The 21849-nt window shown below is 62.5% G+C and carries 22 protein-coding genes and 3 pseudogenes; 19 read left to right on the plus strand and 6 right to left on the minus strand.

What is annotated here, in order from left to right; all coding sequences use genetic code 11:
• Nucleotides 1–38: 38 nt before the first annotated feature.
• The gene (hslV, locus tag ACWTU7_RS09260) at nucleotides 39–590 is read right to left on the minus strand and encodes an ATP-dependent protease subunit HslV (RefSeq protein ID WP_065011536.1); all 552 of its coding nucleotides are present in this window, start codon (nucleotides 588–590) and stop codon (nucleotides 39–41) included.
• Nucleotides 591–814: 224 nt separating this feature from the next.
• Between hslV and hisB the strand changes: the two genes are divergently transcribed.
• The 10 genes from hisB to ACWTU7_RS09310 all read left to right on the plus strand — a co-directional run bounded on the left by hisB (nucleotide 815) and on the right by ACWTU7_RS09310 (nucleotide 7190).
• Complete coding sequence (hisB, locus tag ACWTU7_RS09265) at nucleotides 815–1414, plus strand: imidazoleglycerol-phosphate dehydratase HisB (RefSeq protein WP_455839698.1); 600 nt, start codon at nucleotides 815–817, stop codon at nucleotides 1412–1414.
• Nucleotides 1415–1417: 3 nt separating this feature from the next.
• Nucleotides 1418–1891: a DUF2628 domain-containing protein gene (locus tag ACWTU7_RS09270; protein WP_065011534.1), complete on the plus strand. Its 474-nt coding sequence runs from the start codon at nucleotides 1418–1420 to the stop codon at nucleotides 1889–1891.
• 1 nt (nucleotide 1892) lies between these two features.
• On the plus strand, nucleotides 1893–2543 hold the full coding sequence (gene hisH / locus ACWTU7_RS09275; protein WP_065011533.1) for an imidazole glycerol phosphate synthase subunit HisH: 651 nt from the start codon (nucleotides 1893–1895) through the stop codon (nucleotides 2541–2543).
• Nucleotides 2544–2547: 4 nt separating this feature from the next.
• Nucleotides 2548–2838 (plus strand): DUF1330 domain-containing protein, encoded by a 291-nt coding sequence (locus ACWTU7_RS09280; RefSeq protein WP_455839697.1) that lies wholly within the window; start codon nucleotides 2548–2550, stop codon nucleotides 2836–2838.
• A 2-nt stretch (nucleotides 2839–2840) separates the two neighbouring features.
• The gene (hisA, locus tag ACWTU7_RS09285) at nucleotides 2841–3590 is read left to right on the plus strand and encodes a 1-(5-phosphoribosyl)-5-[(5-phosphoribosylamino)methylideneamino]imidazole-4-carboxamide isomerase (protein ID WP_455839696.1); all 750 of its coding nucleotides are present in this window, start codon (nucleotides 2841–2843) and stop codon (nucleotides 3588–3590) included.
• A complete protein-coding gene (locus ACWTU7_RS09290) occupies nucleotides 3587–4423 on the plus strand; it encodes an arginase family protein (protein WP_455839695.1) in 837 nt (278 codons plus the stop codon). Before hisA ends, ACWTU7_RS09290 begins: the two co-directional genes overlap by 4 nt.
• Nucleotides 4423–5214 carry an imidazole glycerol phosphate synthase subunit HisF gene (gene hisF, locus ACWTU7_RS09295; protein WP_455839694.1) on the plus strand — a complete coding sequence of 264 codons (792 nt, stop codon included), beginning with the start codon at nucleotides 4423–4425 and terminating at the stop codon, nucleotides 5212–5214. The genes ACWTU7_RS09290 and hisF overlap by 1 nt, the downstream gene beginning before the upstream one ends.
• Nucleotides 5215–5305: 91 nt before the next feature.
• Complete coding sequence (locus tag ACWTU7_RS09300) at nucleotides 5306–5632, plus strand: phosphoribosyl-ATP diphosphatase (protein WP_029347429.1); 327 nt, start codon at nucleotides 5306–5308, stop codon at nucleotides 5630–5632.
• A gap of 24 nt (nucleotides 5633–5656) precedes the next feature.
• Entirely contained in the window at nucleotides 5657–6616 is a 960-nt protein-coding gene (coaA, locus tag ACWTU7_RS09305; RefSeq protein WP_455839693.1) for a type I pantothenate kinase, read from the plus strand.
• Between the two features lie 85 nt (nucleotides 6617–6701).
• Nucleotides 6702–7190, plus strand: a complete 489-nt coding sequence (locus tag ACWTU7_RS09310; RefSeq protein WP_455839692.1) for a GtrA family protein — start codon at nucleotides 6702–6704, stop codon at nucleotides 7188–7190.
• Nucleotides 7191–7236: 46 nt separating this feature from the next.
• Here the strand turns inward: ACWTU7_RS09310 and ACWTU7_RS09315 are convergent, their stop codons facing one another.
• The 4 genes and pseudogenes from ACWTU7_RS09315 to ACWTU7_RS09330 form a co-directional block, all read right to left on the minus strand.
• A complete protein-coding gene (locus ACWTU7_RS09315) occupies nucleotides 7237–7854 on the minus strand; it encodes an alpha-ketoglutarate-dependent dioxygenase AlkB family protein (RefSeq protein WP_455839691.1) in 618 nt (205 codons plus the stop codon).
• 130 nt (nucleotides 7855–7984) lie between these two features.
• A pseudogene (lysM, locus tag ACWTU7_RS09320) lies at nucleotides 7985–8460 on the minus strand (peptidoglycan-binding protein LysM).
• Nucleotides 8461–8647: 187 nt separating this feature from the next.
• Nucleotides 8648–9085 (minus strand): alternative ribosome rescue aminoacyl-tRNA hydrolase ArfB, encoded by a 438-nt coding sequence (gene arfB / locus ACWTU7_RS09325; protein ID WP_095517444.1) that lies wholly within the window; start codon nucleotides 9083–9085, stop codon nucleotides 8648–8650.
• 105 nt (nucleotides 9086–9190) lie between these two features.
• Complete coding sequence (locus ACWTU7_RS09330; RefSeq protein ID WP_455839690.1) at nucleotides 9191–10801, minus strand: phosphoenolpyruvate carboxykinase; 1611 nt, start codon at nucleotides 10799–10801, stop codon at nucleotides 9191–9193.
• A 344-nt stretch (nucleotides 10802–11145) separates the two neighbouring features.
• Between ACWTU7_RS09330 and ACWTU7_RS09335 the strand changes: the two genes are divergently transcribed.
• The 9 genes and pseudogenes from ACWTU7_RS09335 to ACWTU7_RS09375 all read left to right on the plus strand — a co-directional run.
• Nucleotides 11146–11847: a response regulator transcription factor gene (locus ACWTU7_RS09335; protein WP_065011523.1), complete on the plus strand. Its 702-nt coding sequence runs from the start codon at nucleotides 11146–11148 to the stop codon at nucleotides 11845–11847.
• 84 nt (nucleotides 11848–11931) lie between these two features.
• On the plus strand, nucleotides 11932–13713 hold the full coding sequence (locus tag ACWTU7_RS09340) for a sensor histidine kinase (RefSeq protein ID WP_029347437.1): 1782 nt from the start codon (nucleotides 11932–11934) through the stop codon (nucleotides 13711–13713).
• Nucleotides 13714–13832: 119 nt separating this feature from the next.
• Complete coding sequence (locus ACWTU7_RS09345) at nucleotides 13833–14294, plus strand: HPr kinase/phosphorylase (RefSeq protein WP_127211913.1); 462 nt, start codon at nucleotides 13833–13835, stop codon at nucleotides 14292–14294.
• Nucleotides 14295–14458: 164 nt separating this feature from the next.
• The gene (locus ACWTU7_RS09350) at nucleotides 14459–14860 is read left to right on the plus strand and encodes a PTS sugar transporter subunit IIA (protein ID WP_029347440.1); all 402 of its coding nucleotides are present in this window, start codon (nucleotides 14459–14461) and stop codon (nucleotides 14858–14860) included.
• Nucleotides 14857–15153, plus strand: a complete 297-nt coding sequence (locus tag ACWTU7_RS09355; protein WP_029347441.1) for an HPr family phosphocarrier protein — start codon at nucleotides 14857–14859, stop codon at nucleotides 15151–15153. The genes ACWTU7_RS09350 and ACWTU7_RS09355 overlap by 4 nt, the downstream gene beginning before the upstream one ends.
• Nucleotides 15154–15403: 250 nt before the next feature.
• A complete protein-coding gene (gene ahcY, locus ACWTU7_RS09360) occupies nucleotides 15404–16804 on the plus strand; it encodes an adenosylhomocysteinase (RefSeq protein WP_455839689.1) in 1401 nt (466 codons plus the stop codon).
• Nucleotides 16805–16993: 189 nt separating this feature from the next.
• On the plus strand, nucleotides 16994–19558 hold the full coding sequence (locus ACWTU7_RS09365; RefSeq protein ID WP_455839688.1) for an ATP-binding protein: 2565 nt from the start codon (nucleotides 16994–16996) through the stop codon (nucleotides 19556–19558).
• A gap of 8 nt (nucleotides 19559–19566) precedes the next feature.
• The gene (gene tsaE, locus ACWTU7_RS09370) at nucleotides 19567–21078 is read left to right on the plus strand and encodes a tRNA (adenosine(37)-N6)-threonylcarbamoyltransferase complex ATPase subunit type 1 TsaE (protein WP_455839687.1); all 1512 of its coding nucleotides are present in this window, start codon (nucleotides 19567–19569) and stop codon (nucleotides 21076–21078) included.
• A pseudogene (locus ACWTU7_RS09375) lies at nucleotides 21075–21797 on the plus strand (nucleotidyltransferase family protein); the annotation flags it as partial. The gene tsaE and the pseudogene ACWTU7_RS09375, both read left to right, overlap by 4 nt.
• Here ACWTU7_RS09375 and ACWTU7_RS09380 read toward each other — a convergent pair.
• Nucleotides 21795–21839: pseudogene (locus ACWTU7_RS09380) on the minus strand (hypothetical protein); the annotation flags it as partial. The pseudogenes ACWTU7_RS09375 and ACWTU7_RS09380 sit on opposite strands and share 3 nt — an antisense overlap.
• Nucleotides 21840–21849: the final 10 nt, after the last annotated feature.

The following is a 21849-nucleotide window of genomic DNA, read 5'->3' on the forward strand; positions in this document are numbered from 1 at the left end:
CCGGTTTCCACTTTTCTGGATCATGACCAGCGGCCGGTTCAGCCGGCATCGAGCGTTTCGATGACGAAGTTGTTGTTGGTGTAGACGCAAATGTCGGATGCGATCTGCATCGCCTTGCGCGCGATCTCCTCGGCATCTTTGTCGGTGTCCATCAGTGCGCGCGCCGCGGCTAGCGCGTAATTGCCGCCCGAACCGATGGCCATGACGCCATGTTCGGGTTCGAGCACGTCGCCGGTGCCGGTCAGCGCCAGCGAAACCGATCTGTCGGCAACCAGCATCATCGCTTCAAGCCGGCGCAGATAGCGGTCGGTGCGCCAGTCCTTGGCGAGTTCGACGCAGGCCCGCGTCAATTGCTCCGGATATTGTTCGAGCTTGGCTTCCAGCCGCTCCAGAAGGGTGAAGGCGTCAGCGGTGGCGCCGGCGAAACCGGCAATGACATTGCCGCTTTTGCCGATGCGGCGCACCTTCTTGGCATTGCCCTTCATGATGGTCTGGCCGAGACTGACCTGGCCGTCGCCGGCAATCACCACCTTGCCGCCCTTGCGCACCGTCACGATGGTCGTGGCGTGCATGGTCAGTTCATTCGACATCTTCTGCTCCGATCAGCACCGGTCCCGAAAAGGCGATTGGCGCGTTACGAGTGACTTGATCGGCCATATGTATGCATAGGTCCGATGATTGCAAACCAGTCACCCGCCAGGCTCGATATCCCCTGGCATGGCAACTGGCAATCGCCGGATCATGCTGCTAGAAGGCTCTCGTTTTCAAGCACGTGGACGCTTGCAACGTCTGAACTCTGGACAAGGATGAGGTCATGCCGCCCCGTTCCGCCAACGCCAGCCGCAAGACTGGGGAGACCGACATCTCCGTGTCGGTCCAGGTCGACGGCTCGGGAAAATCCGATATTTCGACGGGCATCGGTTTCTTCGACCACATGCTGGACCAGCTGTCGCGCCATTCGCTGATCGACATGACAGTCAAGGCCAAGGGCGATCTGCACATAGACGACCACCACACGGTCGAGGACACCGGCATCGCGCTCGGCCAGGCGCTGGCCAAGGCGTTGGGCGAGCGGCGCGGCATCATGCGCTATGCCTCGGTCGATCTCGCCATGGACGAGACGCTGACGCGCGCGGCGATCGACGTTTCCGGCCGTCCTTTCCTTGTCTGGAACGTTGCGTTCTCGTCGCCGAAGATCGGCACGTTCGACACCGAACTGGTGCGCGAATTCTTCCAGGCCCTGGCGCAGAATGCCGGCATCACGCTGCATGTCGCCAACCACTACGGCGCAAACAATCATCACATCGCCGAGACCTGCTTCAAGGCGGTGGCGCGCGCGCTGCGTTTCGCGCTTGAAAGCGACCCGCGCCAGCCGGATGCGGTTCCGTCCACCAAGGGATCTCTGAAGGGATAGGCCATGGCCGTCTACGTCGTGATGGAACCGCCGGGCCGCGGCGAAAAGCCTGATGTAACCTTTGTCCGGGATGGGTTTTCCTGGCTCGGCTTCCTCGTGTCGCCGCTGTGGTTGCTCTGGCACCGGTTGTGGATCGAGGCAGCACTGGCGTTTGTCGCCATGGCTCTCCTTTCGATGCTTGCCGAAGGGCTGAGGCTTGGGCTGGCCGGCCCGCTGCTGTCGCTGCTTGTATCGCTCTATGTCGGGCTGGAGGGTCAGGCCTTGCGGATCGCCGCACTGCGCCGTCGTGGCTGGCATGAATGGGGCGTCGTCGAGGCCAACAGGCTCGACGATGCCGATACGCGCTATGTGCTGGAAGCCGAAGCGCAAGCGGACGAGCAAGCGCCAGTGCCGCGCATCGTTCCGGACGCCGCCCATGCCCGGCCGACACATATGGGCATCGCGCTAGGGTTGAACCACACTCCCGGAAGACCCTGACATGCGGGCCGCGATCATCGACTACGGGTCGGGCAACCTGCGCTCGGCCACCAAGGCCTTCGAGCGCGCCGCGCATGAAGCCGGTATCGCCGCAGCGATCGACCTGACCGCCGATGCCGAGCGTGTCAGGACCGCCGATCGCATCGTCCTGCCCGGCGTCGGCGCATATGCCGATTGCGCGGCCGGGCTGCGCGCTGTGGCCGGCATGTGGGAAGCGGTCGAGGAGGTCGCGATCGTCAAGGGGCGGCCATTCCTCGGCATCTGCGTCGGCATGCAGCTGATGTCGGAGCGGGGCCTGGAAAAGACCGTTACAAAAGGTTTTGGCTGGATCGCCGGCGACGTCAAGGAGATCACCCCGGCCGATCCTGCGCTGAAGATCCCGCAGATCGGCTGGAACACGATCGAGCTCACGCGCAAGCATCCGCTGTTTTCCGGCATTCCGACCGGCGCCAAGGGACTGCACGCCTATTTCGTTCATTCCTACCATCTCGACGCGCAGAAGCCGGAGGAGGTGCTGGCGATTGCCGACTACGGTGGTCCGGTGACGGCCGCTGTTGTCAGCGGCAATCTCGCCGGCACGCAGTTTCATCCCGAAAAGAGCCAGGCGCTTGGCCTGGCGCTGATCACCAATTTTCTGCGCTGGAGGCCCTAGGATCATGAATAAGAAAGGCTACTGGTTGGTCATGCTCACGGTGACTGACCCCGACGGTTATCAGTGCTACCGTGACGCCATCGGTGACGCCATTTCGCGCTATGACGGCCGCTATCTCGTGCGCGGCGGACAGGTCACAAACCCAGAAGGATCGGAATTTGACAGGCATGTTGTGGTCGAGTTCGACTCTTATCAGAGAGCGCTGAACTGTTACCACTCGCCGGCCTATCAGACCGCACTACGGAATCGACTGGCGGCTTCGACCGGCCATTTCGCGATCGTCGAGGGCGCCTGAAAGTGATCCTGTTCCCGGCCATCGACCTCAAGGACGGCAAGTGCGTGCGCCTGAAGCACGGCGATATGGCGACCGCGACGATCTACAATGACGACCCGGCCGCGCAGGCCATGGCCTTCGAGCAACAGGGTTTTGAATGGCTGCATGTCGTTGACCTCAACGGCGCCTTCAAGGGCCAGAGCGTCAACAGCGCGGCGGTCGGCGCCATCCTCAAGGCGACGAAAAACCCGGTGCAGCTCGGCGGCGGCATCCGCACCCTGGCGCAGGTCGAGGACTGGCTCGATCGCGGGCTGGCGCGGATCATTCTCGGCACGGTGGCGGTGCGCGATCCGGATCTGGTCGGGCAGGCCTGCAAGGCGTTCCCGGGCAAGATCGCCGTCGGCATCGACGCCAAGGGCGGCAAGGTGGCGGTCGAGGGCTGGGCCGAGGCGTCGAGCCTCGGCGTCATCGAACTGGCGAGGAAGTTCGAGGGCGCCGGCGTCGCCGCCATCATCTACACCGACATCGACCGCGACGGTGTGCTGACCGGCATAAACTGGGATGCCACCATCGATCTCGCCGAAGCAGTTTCAATCCCGGTCATCGCCTCCGGGGGGCTTGCCTCGATCGCCGACATCGTGCGCATGACCATGCCCGATGCGCAAAAACTCGAAGGTGCCATCTCCGGCCGCGCGCTTTATGACGGGCGTATCGATCCGGCCGAGGCACTGGCGATCCTGGCGGCAGGACCGGAGAAGGCGAGGGCGCGATGAAACTCTCGGTCATCCTCGCACCCTCTGACAGCGGCCTTTATCATGCCGGCTGTGGCCAGGGCCCCGACGCCATCATTGCCGGCGGCCTCGTCGATGAACTTGCCTTTCGCGGCTACGATGTCGTCGTCGAGGACATCGGCGAAGTCGGCGATGCCCAGAAACGCGAAATCGCGACAGGTTTCGCGGTTTGTCGGGCAGTCGCCACCAAGGTCGACATGGCGCGCGACGATGAGCGTTTTCCCATTGTGCTCACCGGAAATTGCCTGACCGCCGCCGGTGCGGTGGCTGGCGATACCGCTGATTCGATCATCTGGATCGATCAGCATGGCGATCTCAACACGCCCGAGACGTCCGCCTACGGCTTTCTCGACGGCATGGCGCTGGCGACGACGCTGGGGCTCTGCTGGCGCCCTATGACGTCAGCGATTCCCGGCTTCCAGGCGATCGACCCGTCGCGGTGCATGCTGGTCGATGCACGCGACGTCGATCCCGATGAAAGGCGGCTTCTGGAGACGTTGCCAATCATTCGCGCCCAATGGGCCGATGCACTCGACAATGTCGGAAAGCTAAAGGCGGCCGGCGCGGCCCAAGTGCATTTGCATCTGGATCTGGATGTTCACGATCCCGATGTGCTGCAAGTGAACCGCTATGCACGGCCGGGAGGTCCAAATCCGGAGCAACTGCGGCAACTGGTTTGCGGGCTGGCCAAGTCGATCCCGATCGTCGGCGTCACCCTGTCCGCCTACGATCCTGCCTTTGACGCCAAGGCCGAGGTTCCGCCTGTCGTTGGGCAATTGCTTGGCGATTTTCTTGCCGCGCTTGCGAGGATCTGATGCTGAAAGCCCGCGTCATCCCCTGTCTCGACGTCAAGAACGGCCGCGTCGTCAAGGGCGTCAACTTCGTCGACCTGGTCGATGCCGGCGATCCGGTCGAGGCGGCCAAGGCCTATGACGCCGCTGGCGCCGACGAACTCTGCTTCCTCGACATCACCGCTTCGTCCGAAAATCGCGAAACCATCTTCGACATCGTCGCCCGCACCGCCGAACAATGCTTCATGCCGCTGACCGTCGGCGGCGGCGTGCGACAGGTCGCCGACATAAGAAAGCTGCTTTTGGCCGGCGCCGACAAGGTGTCGATCAATACGGCGGCGGTGAAGAATCCCGATTTCGTCGCCGAGGCGGCTGACAAATTCGGCAACCAGTGCATCGTCATCGCCATCGATGCCAAGAAAGTATCGGGCGAAGGCGAGGCCGACCGCTGGGAGATTTTTACCCATGGCGGCCGCGAAAAGACCGGCATCGACGCGGTCGAATTCGCTCAGCGGATGGTCGATCGCGGCGCCGGCGAGATCCTGCTGACGTCGATGGACCGCGACGGCACCAAGGCCGGCTACGACATCGCGCTCACCCGCGCGGTAGCCGACGCCGTGCGTGCGCCGGTCATCGCCTCCGGCGGCGTCGGCACGCTCGATCACATGGTCGAGGGCATTCGCGACGGCCATGCCGGCGCGGTGCTGGCGGCATCGATCTTCCATTTCGGCACCTACAGCATTGCCGAAGCCAAGGCGCATATGGCCCGCGCCGGCCTGCCGATGCGACTGGACTCCCCGGGTGATCGGCTCTAAAGCATGATCCCGAACCGAAGGTCCGCGCCAGCGAAAAATGGCAACCGGTTTTCGGAAAAGACGTGCTTAAACAAGCAGATAGATTGGCGCCATGGCTGAGTTTTCGCTCTCCGATCTGGAGACAATCATCAGGGAACGCGCGCATTCCGGCGATCCGGATTCGTGGACGGCAAAGCTGTTCGCACGCGGCATGGACAAGGCGGCGCAGAAGCTCGGCGAAGAGGCGGTCGAAACGGTGATCGCGGCCGTTGGCGGTGACAGACAAGCCCTCGTTTCGGAAAGCGCCGATCTCATCTATCATTGGCTTGTCGTTCTGGGCGTCGCCGGCATTCCGCTTGCCGATGTCCTGACCGAACTCGAACGCCGCACCGGTCGTTCGGGCATCGCCGAAAAGGCGTCTCGGCAGGACCGGGGCTGATCGCTGCGGAGGGTAGGAAACTCGATGGACCAGCTCGCCCCCACCGAGAAATATTCGCCCTTTCGGTTTTTCTCGGCAGAGCAATGGTCGCAGTTCCGCGCCGACACGCCGATGACGCTCGGCGAGGACGAGGTCCGTCGCCTGCGTTCGCTCAACGACCCGGTCGACCTCGAAGAGGTCAAGCGCATCTATCTTTCGCTGTCCCGGCTGTTGTCGGCACATGTCGAGGCGAGCCAACTTCTGTTCAGGCAGCGCCAGGCCTTCTTCAACGCGGTGGATGTCGTCAAGACGCCCTTCATCATCGGCATTGCCGGCTCTGTCGCGGTCGGCAAATCGACCACGGCGCGCGTGCTCAAGGAATTGCTGGCGCGCTGGCCGTCGAGCCCCAAGGTCGATCTGATCACCACAGACGGCTTCCTGCTTCCCAACGAAATCCTGCGCCGCAACAATCTGATGGAACGCAAGGGCTTTCCCGACAGCTATGACGTCGGCGCATTGCTGCGTTTCCTGTCGGGCATCAAATCGGCGCAGCGCAATGTCCGCGCGCCGGTCTATTCGCACCTGACCTACGACGTCGTTCCCGGCGAGTTCCAGACCATCGACCGGCCCGATATATTGATCTTCGAAGGCATCAACGTGCTGCAGCCGGGCAAGCTGCCGAAGGACGGCAAGATAGTGCCTTTCCTGTCGGATTTCTTCGACTTCGCCATCTATATCGATGCCGAAGAGGAGCTGATCCGTCAATGGTACATCGCCCGCTTCATGCGGCTGCGCGAGACCGCCTTCCGCGATCCGGACTCCTTCTTCCACCGCTATTCGCAACTTTCTCAAGCAGCGGCCCGCGCCATCGCGGAAGGCCTGTGGGCCAACATCAATCTGAAGAATTTGCGCGAGAACATCCTGCCGACGCGAGCCCGCGCCGATCTCATCCTGCGCAAGGGCGCCAATCATCTGGTCGAGGAAGTGGCGCTCAGGAAGCTGTAACGAAGCGGTTAACGGCGCCTTAGGCAGCGCCCGCTATCGTTCGATTGCCAATTCCGGAGCATTTTGTGGGGAGCCGGTGATCAATATGCCTGCATTGCGCCGGCCTGACATTTCCGCCCGGCGCGGAACACTTGCTCCGCGCCGGCTTCTCAAATTCGCCTCGGTGGGGCTCGCGGCCACAGTGCTCTACGCGCTTTGTGCCAGCCTCTTCACCAGTGCCGGGTCAACATACCTGCCGCCGGCCACAGCCTCCGTCGCCGCCTATGCGGTCGCGGCAATATTCTCCTATCTCGGCCACAAGTTCTTCACCTTCATGTCGGCCGGCTCGCATCAATTCGAGGCGCCGCGTTTCGCCGTGCTGACCGGATCCGGCCTTGCCATCGCCTATCTTCTTCCGCTGCTCCTCGTCGGGCAGTTCGGCCTGCCGGTGGCGATTCCGATACTGCTCACCTGCATTCTCATTCCGGTGGTCAACTTTGTTGTTCTCGCACGCTGGATCTTTTCCGGCCGATCAGCGGCGGGCCTGGACGGTGATCCGAAGCGGGTGCCGGTCTTGGGGAAATCCGATACTTGAAAAAGAGAGAGAGCGGCGATACGGCTCGACTTGAAAGTCCGCCGCTCTAGCCAGGATAGGTCACCCGTCTCAGCGTCAGGTTGATCCGCCCGCCGTTCTTCAGCAATGCCGAGGTCGATGGATAGATGCGGTCGACGCCGTGAAAACAGAGGCGGCCTTCGCCGCCAAGCACGACGACATCGCCGCTTTTCAGCTTGAACGATTTGGTGCCGCCTTCGCGCGTGGTCTGGCCGACCCTGAACAGGCAATCGTCGCCCAGTGAAACGGAGACGACCGGCGCGGAGAAATCGATCTCGTCGCGGTCTTGATGGAGGCCCATCTTCGCGTCCGGCGAATAGAAATTGACCAGGCAAGCCTCCGGCGGATGGGAATAGGCGGACACGTCCCGCCACAGCTCCAGCAGCACGTCCGGGATCGGCGGCCAGGGCATTCCGGTCACCGGGTGCGTCGGTTGGTAGCGATAGCCGCCCTCCTTATCGGTGACCCAGCCGAGCGAACCGCAATTGGTCATGCGCACGCTCATCTCCTTGCCGGTGCGCGGCATGGCCGGCACGAACAAAGGAGCCTCCTGCACGACCCGTCTCACATCCTCGACCAGCGCTTCCTGCATCGCGCGGGACAGATAGCCGGGCATATGGCGGACGCCTTTGGGCAGAACGAGCATGGTCGCTTGATCCGTTGGTCTGCAAAGAACCAGAATGCCACCATCAAATGAAAACGGCGACCCGAAAGCCGCCGTTGTCGATTGGCCGTCGCCGATCTGGTCAGGCCCGATCTGGTCAGGCCCGATCTGGTCAGGCCTGGTCGAGATCCGGTATGCGCCGGACCTGCCCGGATAAATCTTGTCCGGATGGGGTCAGCATCGGGTTGTTGGCATCGAAAATGATCTGTTCTTCGCACCCTTGCCCTTGCCGTAACTCTTTCGGCGATCTTCCAGAGGTTGTCGCCTTTCTTGACCGTGTAGAAGGTCGGTTCCTTGGCCGGGGCAGCGGGTGTGCCGGATTCGGGTGCGGCGACTTGCAATTCATCCGCCTGCACCTTGGACACGCCGAGCGTGTTGCAACGGCGATGCCCCCTTTTTCGAAGATCGATTGATCCTTGACCACGCCTTTCAGACAGCCGTATCGCCTTTGACGACGACTTCGACACTGTCTGTGCCGAGCGCGTGCGAATCGAGTTCCTTCTTGAGCGTATCGGCGGTCGGCTCCGGCTCATCGTCACCGAAGCCGAGCTTCTTGCCGACGCCCTTGACGAAATCAAACATGCCCATCTGTGGTCTCCCTTGCTGTGGCGAATACCAAACTTGCCACCTGCAACCTTGAATTGAAAACCGTCGACCCAGCGATCGATGTCGCGCCTGCCGCATCGGCCCGAAAAGTGGAATCGATTTTCGAAAAGCACGATGTGGATACAAAATGTCAGGCGTATTTTGTGCGTCCAAGGGGACGCACGTCGCTCTAATCGTCGTCCACCCGGCCGCGCAATTTCTTGATTGTGCCGCGCCCAGCCTTGGTCTTCAGCCGCCTTTCGATCGCGCCTTTCGACGGCCTCGTCTTCTTGCGCGGTGGCGGCGGCGGTTCGGCGGCCGTGGCGACTAGTTCCGCAAGCCGCGCCCGGGCGTCCGCCCGGTTCTGCTCTTGCGTGCGGAAGCGTCCGGCCTCGATGACGATGACGCCATCCTTGGTGGCGCGCTGGCCGGCCAGCTTTATGGTTCGCTCGCGGACGCGCTCCGACAGGCCCGGCGCATTCGCCGCATCGAAGCGCAATTGCACCGCCGTCGCCACCTTGTTGACGTTTTGGCCGCCAGGGCCCGACGAGCGGATGAAGTCCTCGTGCAGGTCATCCGGATGGATCACCGCATCGTCGGCAATGATGATCTTGTCGTCGGCGTTCATGCCGCAGTCATGGCGCGGCAAACGAAAAAAGAAAAGGGCCGATCCCCGGGTCGGGCCTTCCCGATCCCGGTCCCGGCCTTGAGGCACAGAATACCCAGCAGGTAATTATTCCGCGGCTTCGCGCATGCGCGGCGCGGCGCCGAGCACAATGGCGTCGACATGAGGTTCGAATTTTTCGAAATTGATGGCGAACATGCCCACCAGCCTCGCCGCCTGCAGGTCATAGGCTGACGTATCGGCCCATGTCGATCTCGGATCGAGAATGGCGTGGTCGACGCCCGCAACCGCCACCGGCACATCGAACCCAAAATTCGCGTCGGTGCGGTAGTCGGCCGTCTTCAGCGAGCCGTCGAGTGCCGCGGCAAGCAGCGCTCGCGTCGCCTTGATCGGCATCCGCTTGCCGGTGCCGTACGCGCCGCCGGTCCAGCCGGTGTTGACCAGCCAGCAATCGACACCGTGATGGGCGATCAGTTCGCGCAGCAGATTGCCGTATTCCGACGGATGGCGCGGCATGAACGGTGCGCCGAAACAGGTCGAAAACGTCGCTTCGGGTTCGGTGACGCCCTTTTCGGTCCCAGCCACCTTGGCGGTGTAGCCGGAGAGGAAATGGTACATCGCCTGCGCCGGGGTCAGCCGTGCGATCGGCGGCATCACGCCGAATGCGTCGGCGGTCAGCATGATGATGTTTTTCGGGTGACCGGCGCGGCCCGTCTTGCTGGCGTTGGGGATGAAGTGGAGCGGATAGGCGCAGCGCGTGTTTTCGGTGAGACTGCCGTCGTCGAAATCCGGCACGCGGCCCGCATCGAGCACCACATTCTCCAGCACCGTGCCGAAGCGTTGGGTGGTGGCGAAGATCTCCGGCTCGGCTTCTGCCGAAAGCTTTATCGTCTTGGCATAGCAGCCGCCTTCGAAATTGAAGATGCCATGCGGACCCCAGCCGTGCTCGTCGTCGCCGACCAGCGTGCGCGACGGATCGGCCGACAGTGTCGTCTTGCCGGTTCCCGAGAGGCCGAAGAAGATGGCCGCATCTCCGCCGGCGCCTTCATTGGCCGAGCAATGCATCGGCATCACGCCCTTGGCCGGCAACAGATAGTTGAGCACGGTGAACACCGACTTCTTCATTTCGCCAGCATAGGAGGTGCCGCCGATCAGCACGATCATGCGCGACAGATCGACGGCGATCACCGTTTCGGTGCGGGTGCCGTGGCGAACCGGATCGGCGCGGAACGACGGAAGGTCGATGATCGTCATGTCAGGCACAAAATGCTCGAGCTCGGCGGCTTCCGGGCGAATGAGCAGATTGCGGATGAACAAGGAGTGCCAGGCAAGCTCCGTGACAACCCTTGTCGTCAGCTTCAAGTCCTCATCGGCGCCGCCGACCAGGTCCTGCACATAAAGATCCTTGTCTGCTGCATGGGCGCGAAAATCGGCGAGCAGCGTTTCGAACTGGGCCGACGACATCGCCTTGTTGTTGTCCCACCATACATGCGGCCCGGTGGTCTCGTCGCGCACGACGAATTTGTCCTTGGGCGAGCGGCCGGTGTGCTGCCCGGTCTCGGCGACCAGTGCGCCATGCGCGGTGAGCCGGGCCTCGCCGCGGCGTACCGCTTCCTCGTAAAGGGCGGCTTCGCCGAAATTATAGCGCACCGCGGCCGTGGTCTTTAGGCCGATCCGATTGATCGCCCATGCGGGATTGCGTTTGCCGGCTTCCGACATGAGGGGTTCCTTCTTCGATTTGCAGCATCCTGGCCGGCGAATTTCCGGAGCCCCCACCAAGGAGACTGTAACGGTGACAACCAGAAAAGCCAAATGATATCAAATAATTAATCGATTTAAATATTTTGAAAGTTGTTTAAATCGTTTATATGTGCAAAAAATCAGGCGGTTGCCCAAAGGATTGGCGGTCTTTAACAGTCCAATCCATGTTGAGGGGAAATTATGGCCGCCGGAGTGCCGCTCGTGACAGCGGACGAAGCCTGTGCCACATTTTGTACCTAATTTGTCCTGCAAAAGCCCCTTCTCGACCAAAGAAGGGACAGCTCATGAGGGAGCCACTTGAAATGGCAACAATCGCGCTTGTCGACGACGACCGCAACATTCTGACTTCGGTGTCGATCGCCCTCGAATCGGAGGGGTATCGCGTCGAAACTTACACGGATGGGGCGTCGGCGCTGGAAGGTCTGGCGGCGCGCCCGCCGAATCTCGCCATCCTCGACATCAAGATGCCGCGCATGGACGGCATGGAGCTTCTGCGCCGGATGCGCCAGAAATCCGACCTGCCGGTGATCTTCCTGACGTCCAAGGACGACGAGATCGATGAGCTTTTCGGCCTCAAGATGGGCGCCGACGACTTCATCCGCAAACCCTTCTCGCAGCGTCTTCTGGTCGAGCGGGTTCGCGCCGTGCTGCGCCGTGCCAGCGCCCGCGAGGCGTCGGCCAAGACGCCCAGCCAGCAGGCCCGTTCGCTCGAGCGCGGCCAGCTTGTCATGGACCAGGAGCGTCACACCTGCACCTGGAAGGGCGAGCCGGTGACACTTACCGTCACCGAGTTCCTGATCCTGCATTCTCTGGCCCAGCGCCCCGGTGTGGTAAAAAGCCGTGATGCGCTGATGGATTCGGCCTATGATGAGCAGGTCTATGTCGATGACCGCACCATCGACAGTCACATCAAGCGGCTTCGCAAGAAGTTCAAGGCCGTCGATGATGACTTCGAGATGATCGAAACCCTTTACGGAGTCGGATATCGGTTCCGCGAAGCATGAATTGATGCATGTCGCCCAAAAGTGGTCCCGGTTTTGGGACAACGACATGCCAAAAACTAAAGACTGAGCGGGGGCTGCTATTCGATGGCAGTGGACGTAGAGCGAGTGAGACGGACGGGCGCCCGGCGCCCGTCGCGGATTCTGCCGGCATTCCTGTCGAAAATCACGGTGCCAATGCGCCGTTTCCTAGGCCACCACATCTTTTCCAGCCTGACGCGGCGCATTCTCTTCCTCAACCTCGCCGGCCTGGCCGTCCTGGTCACCGGCATTCTCTACCTCAACACGTTTCGCGACGGGCTGATCGATGCCCGCGTCGAAAGCCTGATGACCCAGGGCGAGATCATCGCCGGCGCGATCGCGGCATCGGCGACGGTCGAGACCGATTCGATCAGCATCGATCCGGAAAAGCTGCTTGAACTGCAGGCCGGCGAAAGCCTCGGCCCCGGCTCCGATCAGCTCGACAATCTCGATTTTCCGATCAATCCGGAGCGCGTCGCGCCGGTGCTTAGGCGCTTGATTTCGCCGACACGGACGCGCGCCCGCATCTATGATCGCGACGCCAATCTGCTGCTCGATTCCCGTCATCTCTATTCGCGTGGCCAGATCCTTCGCTACGACCTGCCGCCGGTCGACGCGGAAGAGCCCGACCTTCTGGAACGTGTCCAGAAGTTCGTCTTCGACTTCTTCCGCAACACCGCGCTGCCGGTCTACCATGAACAGCCGGGCGGCAATGGCGCAGCATTTCCGGAGGTGGTCAAGGCGCTTACCGGCAGCCCGTCGACCATCGTGCGGATCTCCGAACAGGGCGAGCAGATTGTTTCGGTCGCCGTGCCGATCCAGCGCTTCCGCGCCGTCCTCGGCGTGCTGATGCTGTCGACGGAAGGCGGCGACATCGACAAGATCGTCGCGGCCGAGCGCAAGGCGATCCTGCGCGTCTTCGGCATCGCCGCCCTTGTCACCGCGATCCTGTCGATGCTGCTCGCCTCGACCATCGCCAACCCGCTGCGCCGGCTGTCGGCGGCGGCGGTCAGGGTGCGGCGCGGCGTCAAGAATCGCGAGGAAATCCCGGACTTCTCCGACCGGCAGGACGAGATCGGCAATCTGTCGATCGCCGTGCGCGACATGACCAATGCGCTCTACGCCCGCATCGAGGCGATCGAAAGTTTCGCGGCTGACGTCTCGCACGAATTGAAGAACCCGCTGACCTCGCTGCGCAGCGCGGTGGAGACCCTGCCGCTGGCCAAGAACGACACGTCGCGCGGCCGGCTGATGGAGATCATCCAGCACGACGTCAGGCGGCTGGACCGTCTCATCACCGACATTTCCGACGCCTCCCGTCTTGACGCCGAGCTCGCGCGGGAAGACGCAGGAACCGTGGATCTCAAGAAATTCATCACGGATCTGGTCGACGTTTCGCGCACGGCGACGCGCAACAAGAAGACGGTCGACATCGAATTCAAGGTCGCCAAACTGCCGCAGGGCGTCAAAGGCTATTTCGTCGCCGGCCATGATCTGAGGATCGGCCAGGTCATCACCAATCTGATCGAGAATGCCCGCTCCTTCGTTCCTGAAGAGCGCGGCCACATCGCTATATCTCTGGCGCGCGCCGGCAAGGTCAACATCATCACCGTCGACGACAATGGTCCCGGTATCAGGGCCGACAACATCGACCGCATCTTCGAACGCTTCTACACCGACCGGCCGGCCGGCGAGGCGTTCGGCCAGAACTCAGGTCTCGGCCTGTCGATCAGCAGGCAGATCGTCGAAGCCCATGGCGGCACGCTGACCGCCGAGAACATCCCGGGCACCAAACCCGGCGAGATCAAAGGCGCCCGCTTCGTAGTGACACTGCCGGCCGAAGGCTGACGCATGATCCCAAAAAGTGGCACCGGTTTTCGGACAAGATCATGCGTAAACCAAAAAGCATGACTCCGAAAAGTGGGTCCGCCGCAGCGAAAAGTGGGAACCGGGTTTCGGACAAGATCATGCCTGATCCGACTGTGCAGGCTGAGAACATTCACGGCACGGCGATCCTGATCGGCGAGCGTGGTGTCCTTATCACGGGACCGTCCGGCTCGGGCAAGACGACGCTGGCGCTCGCCCTCATCGATCATTGTCGCCAGCATGGATTGTTTTCGCGGCTGATCGGCGACGACAGGCTCCTCGCTGCCGATCACGCGGGGCGGCTGGTCTGTCGGGTGCCCGCTCCCATCGCCGGCCTCGCCGAGGTGCCCGGATTCGGTCCGCGGCCATTGTCGTTCGAGCCCGGCGGCGTGATCGATCTTCATGTCCGGCTGGTGCCGGCAACCGAGATGGCCCGCTTCCAGGACGATGTCACCGAGCCTATAGCCGGCTGCCCGGTGCCGAGTATTGATCTTGCCGAACGCAATGTTCCGGCGGCCTCGCCGGCCGTGATGGCGCGGCTGCTGATTGCGCCTTTCGTATAATCCGATTTCGAATTGTTGCTGCAATGCGTCAAAATGGCCTGTGCCTGTGCAATTTTGGGCTTGTCAACGCGCCTCGCGTCGACAAGATAGCGCTCCCGCCGCCTGAAATGGGCCGGCGAGCATGAAACGCCTATGAAGCGGCGATGGACGGGAGCCACCAAAGAATGATCGGACTCGTGCTTGTAACGCACGGTCAACTGGCCGCCGAATTCCGCCATGCCGTGGAACATGTTGTCGGACCACAAGACAGTTTCGAGACCGTGGCGATCGGCGCCGATGACGATATGGAGCAGCGCCGCAGCGACATCGTCGACGCCGTTGCCCGTGTCGACACCGGAGCCGGCGTCATCGTTTTGACGGACATGTTCGGCGGCACGCCTTCCAATCTCGCCATTTCGGTGATGGAATCCGGTCGTACCGAAGTTATTGCCGGCATGAACCTGCCGATGCTGATCAAGCTGTCCAGCATTCGCAAGGGCGACAATATGAGCGCAGCGCTGGACGAGGCGCAGGCGGCCGGCCGCAAATACATCAATGTCGCCAGCCAGCTGCTGAGCAGCAAATGAACGCGCTGTCGGCCAAGAAGAGTGACATCGTCCGGGAATTTCCAATCGTCAACCAGCGTGGCCTGCATGCTCGCGCCTCGGCGAAGTTCGTTCAGGTCGCCAGCGGCTTCGACGCCTCCGTCCAGGTCGAGAAGGACGGCGTCACGGTTGGCGGCACCTCGATCATGGGCCTCATGATGCTGGCGGCGAGCCCCGGCTATTCGATCCGCGTCACCGCCAGCGGCCCGGAGGCCGAGCAGGTGATCGACGCGCTGGAGCAACTGGTCGCCTCCCGCTTCGGCGAGGAGTCCTGACGCCCAGGGCGCCGCGCCTCATTTGGACGCGCAAAGGACGCTTTAGCACGTTGAATTTGCGCATCGTGCTTCCGGAAACCAATTCCGATTTCGGACCGAGGCGTCTCCGAAGACATGCACGGATAAAGATTTCTTTATATCCCATTGTCGTCAGACCGACGATCTGCTAGTCAGGCCGGCAACTCGCGCCCTTCGACACGCCTTCCGGCGCGGGCGCATCCCGAAGACAATTCTTGATCGGAGCACTGCCATGACGGGTAGCAATGACTATGTGGTCGCCGACATCTCGCTTGCCGGCTGGGGCCGCAAGGAGATCGAGATCGCCGAGACCGAAATGCCGGGCCTGATGGCCTGCCGCGAGGAATTCGGTAAGGCGCAGCCGCTCAAGGGCGCGCGCATCACCGGCTCGCTGCACATGACCATCCAGACGGCCGTGCTGATCGAAACGCTGAAGGCGCTCGGCGCCGATATCCGCTGGGCCTCCTGCAACATCTTCTCGACCCAGGACCATGCGGCCGCGGCCATCGCCGAGGCCGGCATTCCGGTCTTCGCCGTCAAGGGCGAGACGCTCGAGGACTACTGGGTCTACACCGACAAGATCTTCCAGTGGGCCGATGGCGGCACCTCCAACATGATCCTCGACGATGGCGGCGACGCCACCATGTACATCCTGATCGGCGCGCGCGCCGAAGCCGGCGAGGATGTGCTCTCCAATCCGGGCAGCGAGGAGGAAGAAATCCTGTTTGCCCAGATCAAGAAGCGTATGGCGGCATCGCCCGGTTTCTTCACCAAGCAGAAGGAAGCGATCCGCGGCGTCACTGAAGAGACCACGACCGGCGTCAACCGGCTCTATCAGTTGCAGAAGAAGGGCCTGCTGCCGTTCCCGGCGATCAACGTCAACGATAGCGTGACCAAGTCGAAATTCGACAACAAATATGGCTGCAAGGAATCGCTGGTCGACGGCATTCGCCGCGGCACCGACACGATGATGGCCGGCAAGGTTGCGGTCGTCTGCGGCTATGGCGACGTCGGCAAGGGCTCTTCGGCGTCGCTCAAGGGCGCCGGCGCCCGCGTCAAGGTCACCGAAGTCGATCCGATCTGCGCATTGCAGGCGGCGATGGACGGTTTCGAAGTCGTCACGCTCGAAGATGCCGCCCCGACCGCCGACATCATCATCACCACCACCGGCAACAAGGATGTCGTCACCATCGACCACATGCGGGCGATGAAGGACATGGTGATCGTCGGCAATATCGGCCACTTCGACAACGAGATCCAGGTGGCGTCGCTGCGCAATCTGAAGTGGACCAACATTAAGCCGCAGGTCGACATAATCACCTTCCCGGACGGCAAGCGGATGATCCTCTTGTCGGAAGGCCGCCTGCTCAATCTCGGCAACGCCACCGGCCATCCGAGCTTCGTCATGTCGGCGTCCTTCACCAACCAGGTGCTGGCCCAGATCGAGCTGTACACCAAGCCCGGCCAGTATCAGAACCAGGTCTATGTCCTGCCGAAGCATCTCGATGAAAAGGTCGCGCGCCTGCATCTCGACAAGCTCGGCGCCCGGCTCACCGAGTTGTCCGGCGAACAGGCTGCCTATATCGGCGTGACCCCGCAGGGACCGTTCAAGCCGGAACACTACCGCTATTAACCACAGCGGAAATTACCACTAGATATTGAGGTCGGGCGATTGACTTTTCGCCCGACTTTATTTTTGCGCTGATTGATTCTTCACGCCGATTCGCGCAAGCGCTATGGTGCTGATTCGCGGGGCCGGGGGACGAGGGCCGACGCCCGCATCAGGGCGGTCTTGCATTCAGGCGGCGAAGAGGACCAGGACATGCCGGGGGATTACCCGCCTTGCGCGGGACAGGCCGTTTCCGGCGGCCACAACGATTCGGTGACCACGGGTTCCGCTGCCAGAGGCGGGAGCCTCTTATGGCGCGCTGGCAGCCGCGTCGGAAAATTGCTTGCTTCTTCCGCGCTCGCCGGTCCGCTGCTTGGCCTTTCGGCACATGCTGGACCCGCTGCTGCGTCCAAAGCCGGGCTGTCGGTCAGCACCGTCGAGGTCATGCAACTCGCGATGTTTGTCGGCGTCATGGGCGCGGCACTTGTCTCAGCCATTTTCCTGATCCGCGAACGAGCGCGCACCTCGGCGCAGAATGTCGAACTCAGAGCCCGCTTGGCCGACGTCAACGCTGCGCTGCAACGCTCCGAGGCGCTGCTCAATCTGCGCGGCCAGCGTGTCGTCGTATGGGCCTCGGAAAACAAGAAGCCTGAGCTCGTCGGGACATTGCCGGTTGAAAGCGGCGCCCCGGAAGACCGTGCCGCCTTCCTCGCCTTCGGCCGTTGGCTGATGCCGCGCTCGGCGGCGGCGCTCGAAAATGCCGTGGCGGGACTGCGGGAAAAGGCGAAGCCGTTCGATCTCGTCCTTGAATCGCAGGCCGGCGCGCCGCTCGAAGTGCACGGGCGCAAGGGCGCAGCACACGTGGTCGTCCGTTTCGTCTCGCTTTCAGAAACGCAGCGAAGCGAGGCCAGGCTGAAAATCGAGAACCAGCGTCTCGCCGCCGACTATGACACCATGCTCGGCCTTCTCAACGCACTCAGCATGCCAGCATGGCTGCGCACGGCGAACGGGCGGCTGAAATGGGTCAACCGCGCCTATGCCAAGGCGGTCGAGGCGGAAAACGCCGAAGCGGCGGTTCGCGATGCGAAGGAATTCTTGGGTAGCCAGGCGCGCGATGCGATCGCTGCACAGCACAAGTCGCATCCCGTCTTCGAGCAGGCGCTTTCCACTGTGATCGAAGGCGACCGCCGCATGTTCGCCGTGACCGACTTCGCCGGCGCGGACGGTTCGGCCGGTCTTGCCTGCGACACCAGCGCCATCGAAACCATCCGTAACGAATATGAGCGGACCGTGCGGAGCCACGCCGACACGCTCGATCAGCTCAACACCGCCGTGGCGATTTTCGATACCGACGAAAAGCTGCGGTTTTTTAACCAGGCGTTCCAGAAACTATGGGGTCTCGACAGCGGCTTCCTGCACAGTGCTCCCGACAACGCTTTGTTGCTCGACCGGCTGCGCAGCGAAGGCAAGATCGCCGAGCAGCCCGAATGGCGGCGCTGGAAGGAAAGCCTGCTTGGTGCCTATCGCGCGGTCGAGTCGCAGGAACATTGGTGGCATCTGCCGGACGGCAAGACCATCCGCGTCGTCGCCAATCCGCAGCCTAAGGGCGGCGTGACCTGGGTGTTCGAGAACCTGACCGAGAAGATGGACCTCGAAAGCCGCTACCAGACCGCGGTGCGGGTTCAGGGCGAGACGCTCGACAATCTTGCCGAAGGCGTGGCCGTGTTCGGCCCGGACGGAAGGCTCAGATTGTCGAACCCGGCATTCGCAGCACTTTGGGGGCTGGACGCCGACGCCGCCAAGCCAAACGTTCACGTCTCCACGATCCGCGATCTGTGCGACCGGCGCGCGCCGGACAGCCCCTGGCGCGGGTTCGTTGCCGCCATCACCGGTTTCGACGACGAGCGCCGCGACCGCCACGGCCAGACTGAGCTGAACAACGGCACTGTGCTGCGCTACGCGATGATCCCGCTGCCCAACGGGCAGGTGATGATGACCTTCGTCGACGTCACCGACAGCGTCAATGTCGAGCGTGCGCTGAAGGACAAGAACGAGGCGCTGGAAAAATCCGACCAGCTCAAGAACGAGTTCGTGCAGCACGTCTCCTACGAACTGCGCTCGCCGCTGACCAACATCATCGGCTTCACCGAGCTTCTTTCGCTGCCGTTGACCGGGCCATTGAGCCAGAAGCAGCGCGAATATGTTGAGCATGTCAGCTCGTCTTCCTCGGTTCTGCTCACCATCGTCAACGACATCCTCGACCTGGCGACCGTGGATGCCGGGATCATGGAGCTCGATATCTCCGAAGTTCACGTCGATCGGACCATCGCTGCCGCTGCCGAGCTTGTCTCCGAACGGCTGGAGGAGCATGCAATCAGGCTCAAGGTCGATGCGGCCACTGCGCCGAAGACGTTCCACGGAGACGAAATCCGCATCCGCCAGATCCTCTACAATCTGCTGAGCAATGCCGCGAACTACGCTCCGGAGGCGAGCACCATCACGCTCGCCTGCCGCTCGCTTGCCGAAGGCGTGGAATTCTCCGTTCACGACGACGGTCCCGGTATGCCGCCGGACCTGCTCGATTCGGTGTTCCGGCGTTTCGAACCGCGCACCAATGGCGGCCGCCGGCGCGGCGCCGGGCTCGGCCTGTCGATCGTCAAGAGCTTTGTCGAGTTGCATGGTGGCAGCGTCCGCATCGAGACCGGCAAGGACATGGGCACAACCGTCATTTGTGCCTTTCCCGACACGCCGTCCGGCATCCGCGCGGCGGCCGAGTAGCGCGCTCGATGGCAGGCGTGGTGCTGGAGCGTTTTCTCGCCGACGAGGCTGCGACCGCAAGGCTGGGCGAGGATCTGGCCATGTCGCTGCGCCCCGGCGACGTGCTGGCGCTCAAAGGCGATCTCGGCGCCGGCAAGTCGAGTTTGGCGCGGGCGCTGATCAGGGCAATGACCGACGATGCCGGTCTCGACGTGCCGAGCCCGACCTTCACGCTCGTCCAGAGCTATGAGGCGCGTATTCCCGTCCATCATTTCGACCTCTATCGCCTGTCCTCGGCGTCCGAACTGGACGAACTGGGTTTTGACGAGGCGCTGGCGCAAGGCGCTGCCCTGGTCGAATGGCCGGAACAGGCAGAGGCCTATTTGCCAAAGAATTCGGTGCTGATCGAACTCGTCCATCAGAACGACGGACGCCTGGCGAGATTGTCGGGACAAGGCGCTGCCTTCGAGCGTGCGGCGCGATCGCTGGCCATGCGCGATTTTCTGGAAAGAGCTGGCTGGGGTGAAGCGCAGAGACGCTATTTTATCGGCGACGCCTCGGCCCGCTCCTATGAGATCGTCTCGCTGGCCGGCCTGCCGCCGCGCGTTTTGATGAATTCGCCGCGGCTGGTGCTCGGGCCGCCGGTCCGCGACGGCAGGCCCTATGCTGTGATCGCCCACACCGCGCAATCGGTCTCGGCCTTCGTCGCCATCGACCGGGCATTGCTGGCCGGCGGCGTCAATGCCCCGGAAATCCACGCGCAGGACCTGGACCAGGGCTTTCTTCTGCTCGAGCATCTCGGCTCGGAGGGATTTCTCGGCCAGCAGGGTCAGCCGGTGGCGGAGCGCTACGCGGCGGCGGCCGAACTGCTCGCCATGATGCATCGCAAGGCATGGCCCGATCGCATCGAGGTCGCGCCCGGCGTCTTTCACGACGTGCCGCCTTTCGACCGCGACGCCATGATGATCGAAGCCGAATTGCTGGTCGACTGGTATGTGCCGGCGATATCAGGCGGCCCGGCAAGCGATGCCTTGCGCGCCGGCTATAACAGGGAATGGAATGCGGTCCTCAACCGGCTGGAAGGGCGCGAATACACGCTTATGCTGCGCGACTTTCATTCGCCGAACATCATCTGGCGCGGCGAGCGTACCGGTCACGATCGGCTCGGCATCGTCGATGTCCAGGACGCGCTGATCGGCCCGTCCGCCTACGACCTCGCCTCGCTTGCCATGGATGCCCGCGTTACGATCCCGCCTGAGATCGAGAAGCGGACACTCGATGCCTATATCGCCGCGCGCCATAAGGCTGGCGCTTTTAACGAAGACGAATTCGTCGAAACCTATGCGATCATGGCGGCGCAGCGCAATTCGAAGATTCTCGGCATTTTCGTCCGGCTCGAAAAGCGCGACGGCAAGCCTTATTATCTGAAGCACCTGCCGCGCATTCGCGACTATCTTCGGCGGGCGCTGGCGCATCCAGCACTGGCTGGCCTGCGGGATTTCTATACAGCCCACGGCCTACTGGAGGAACGGTCGCTATGACGGCACGCCCCAAGATCGCAATGGTGCTTGCCGCCGGGCTGGGAAAGCGCATGCGGCCAATCACCGACACAATGCCAAAACCGCTGGTCAAGATATCAGACAAGACATTGCTCGACTGGAGCCTGGACAGCCTGGCCCACGCCGGCGTGGAAAAGGCCATGGTCAACGTCCATCATTTTCCCGAACAGATCGTCGCCCACGTCGCCGCGCGCCGCGCCCCGAAAGTCGTCATTTCCGATGAAAGCGAAAGACTGCTCGATTCCGCCGGCGGCATCGTCCATGCTTTGCCGGAACTGGGAGGGGCTCCCTTTTACATCGTCAACGCCGACACCTTCTGGATCGACAGCGGCGTGCCCAACCTTGCCCGCCTCGCCCTTGCGTGGGACGCGGCGAAAATGGATATTCTGTTGATGCTCGCGGGTCCCCAGTCAGCAACCGGACACAGCGGCGGCACCGATTTCCTGATGTCGCCGGACGGCGCCTTGCGGCGTTCGAAAGGCGACCCGACAGGCCTGATCTATGCCGGTGCGGCGATCGTCCATCCCAGGCTTTTCAGGGATGCGCCGGCTGAGCCGCATTCGCTCAACACCTATTTCGATGCGGCCATCTCTGCCGGTCGCCTGTTCGGCATGGTGATGCAGGGCCATTGGATCACAGTTGGCACGCCCGACGCCATTCCGCTTGCGGAAGCGGCCGTCGCCGCCGCTCTTGCTGAGTCACCCAGCGCTTTTACCGAGTTGACCAGCGCCATCACTGAGTTGACCAGCGCCA

The organism is Mesorhizobium sp. BHscii (assembly GCF_053848065.1).

Coding starts and splice junctions, on each gene's coding strand:
- ACWTU7_RS09330 (WP_455839690.1), bottom strand. CDS start 10,801: ATGTCGGAAGCCGGCAAACGCAATCCCGCATGGGCGATCAATCGGATC.
- ACWTU7_RS09350 (WP_029347440.1), top strand. CDS start 14,459: ATGATCGGACTCGTGCTTGTAACGCACGGTCAACTGGCCGCCGAATTC.
- hisH (WP_065011533.1), top strand. CDS start 1,893: ATGCGGGCCGCGATCATCGACTACGGGTCGGGCAACCTGCGCTCGGCC.
- hisB (WP_455839698.1), top strand. CDS start 815: ATGCCGCCCCGTTCCGCCAACGCCAGCCGCAAGACTGGGGAGACCGAC.
- ACWTU7_RS09340 (WP_029347437.1), top strand. CDS start 11,932: ATGGCAGTGGACGTAGAGCGAGTGAGACGGACGGGCGCCCGGCGCCCG.
- ACWTU7_RS09355 (WP_029347441.1), top strand. CDS start 14,857: ATGAACGCGCTGTCGGCCAAGAAGAGTGACATCGTCCGGGAATTTCCA.
- ACWTU7_RS09315 (WP_455839691.1), bottom strand. CDS start 7,854: ATGCTCGTTCTGCCCAAAGGCGTCCGCCATATGCCCGGCTATCTGTCC.
- ACWTU7_RS09365 (WP_455839688.1), top strand. CDS start 16,994: ATGCCGGGGGATTACCCGCCTTGCGCGGGACAGGCCGTTTCCGGCGGC.
- ACWTU7_RS09290 (WP_455839695.1), top strand. CDS start 3,587: ATGAAACTCTCGGTCATCCTCGCACCCTCTGACAGCGGCCTTTATCAT.
- arfB (WP_095517444.1), bottom strand. CDS start 9,085: ATGAACGCCGACGACAAGATCATCATTGCCGACGATGCGGTGATCCAT.
- hisF (WP_455839694.1), top strand. CDS start 4,423: ATGCTGAAAGCCCGCGTCATCCCCTGTCTCGACGTCAAGAACGGCCGC.
- ACWTU7_RS09335 (WP_065011523.1), top strand. CDS start 11,146: ATGGCAACAATCGCGCTTGTCGACGACGACCGCAACATTCTGACTTCG.
- hslV (WP_065011536.1), bottom strand. CDS start 590: ATGTCGAATGAACTGACCATGCACGCCACGACCATCGTGACGGTGCGC.
- tsaE (WP_455839687.1), top strand. CDS start 19,567: ATGGCAGGCGTGGTGCTGGAGCGTTTTCTCGCCGACGAGGCTGCGACC.
- coaA (WP_455839693.1), top strand. CDS start 5,657: ATGGACCAGCTCGCCCCCACCGAGAAATATTCGCCCTTTCGGTTTTTC.
- ACWTU7_RS09310 (WP_455839692.1), top strand. CDS start 6,702: ATGCCTGCATTGCGCCGGCCTGACATTTCCGCCCGGCGCGGAACACTT.
- ACWTU7_RS09270 (WP_065011534.1), top strand. CDS start 1,418: ATGGCCGTCTACGTCGTGATGGAACCGCCGGGCCGCGGCGAAAAGCCT.
- ACWTU7_RS09300 (WP_029347429.1), top strand. CDS start 5,306: ATGGCTGAGTTTTCGCTCTCCGATCTGGAGACAATCATCAGGGAACGC.
- ACWTU7_RS09280 (WP_455839697.1), top strand. CDS start 2,548: ATGAATAAGAAAGGCTACTGGTTGGTCATGCTCACGGTGACTGACCCC.
- ACWTU7_RS09345 (WP_127211913.1), top strand. CDS start 13,833: ATGCCTGATCCGACTGTGCAGGCTGAGAACATTCACGGCACGGCGATC.
- ahcY (WP_455839689.1), top strand. CDS start 15,404: ATGACGGGTAGCAATGACTATGTGGTCGCCGACATCTCGCTTGCCGGC.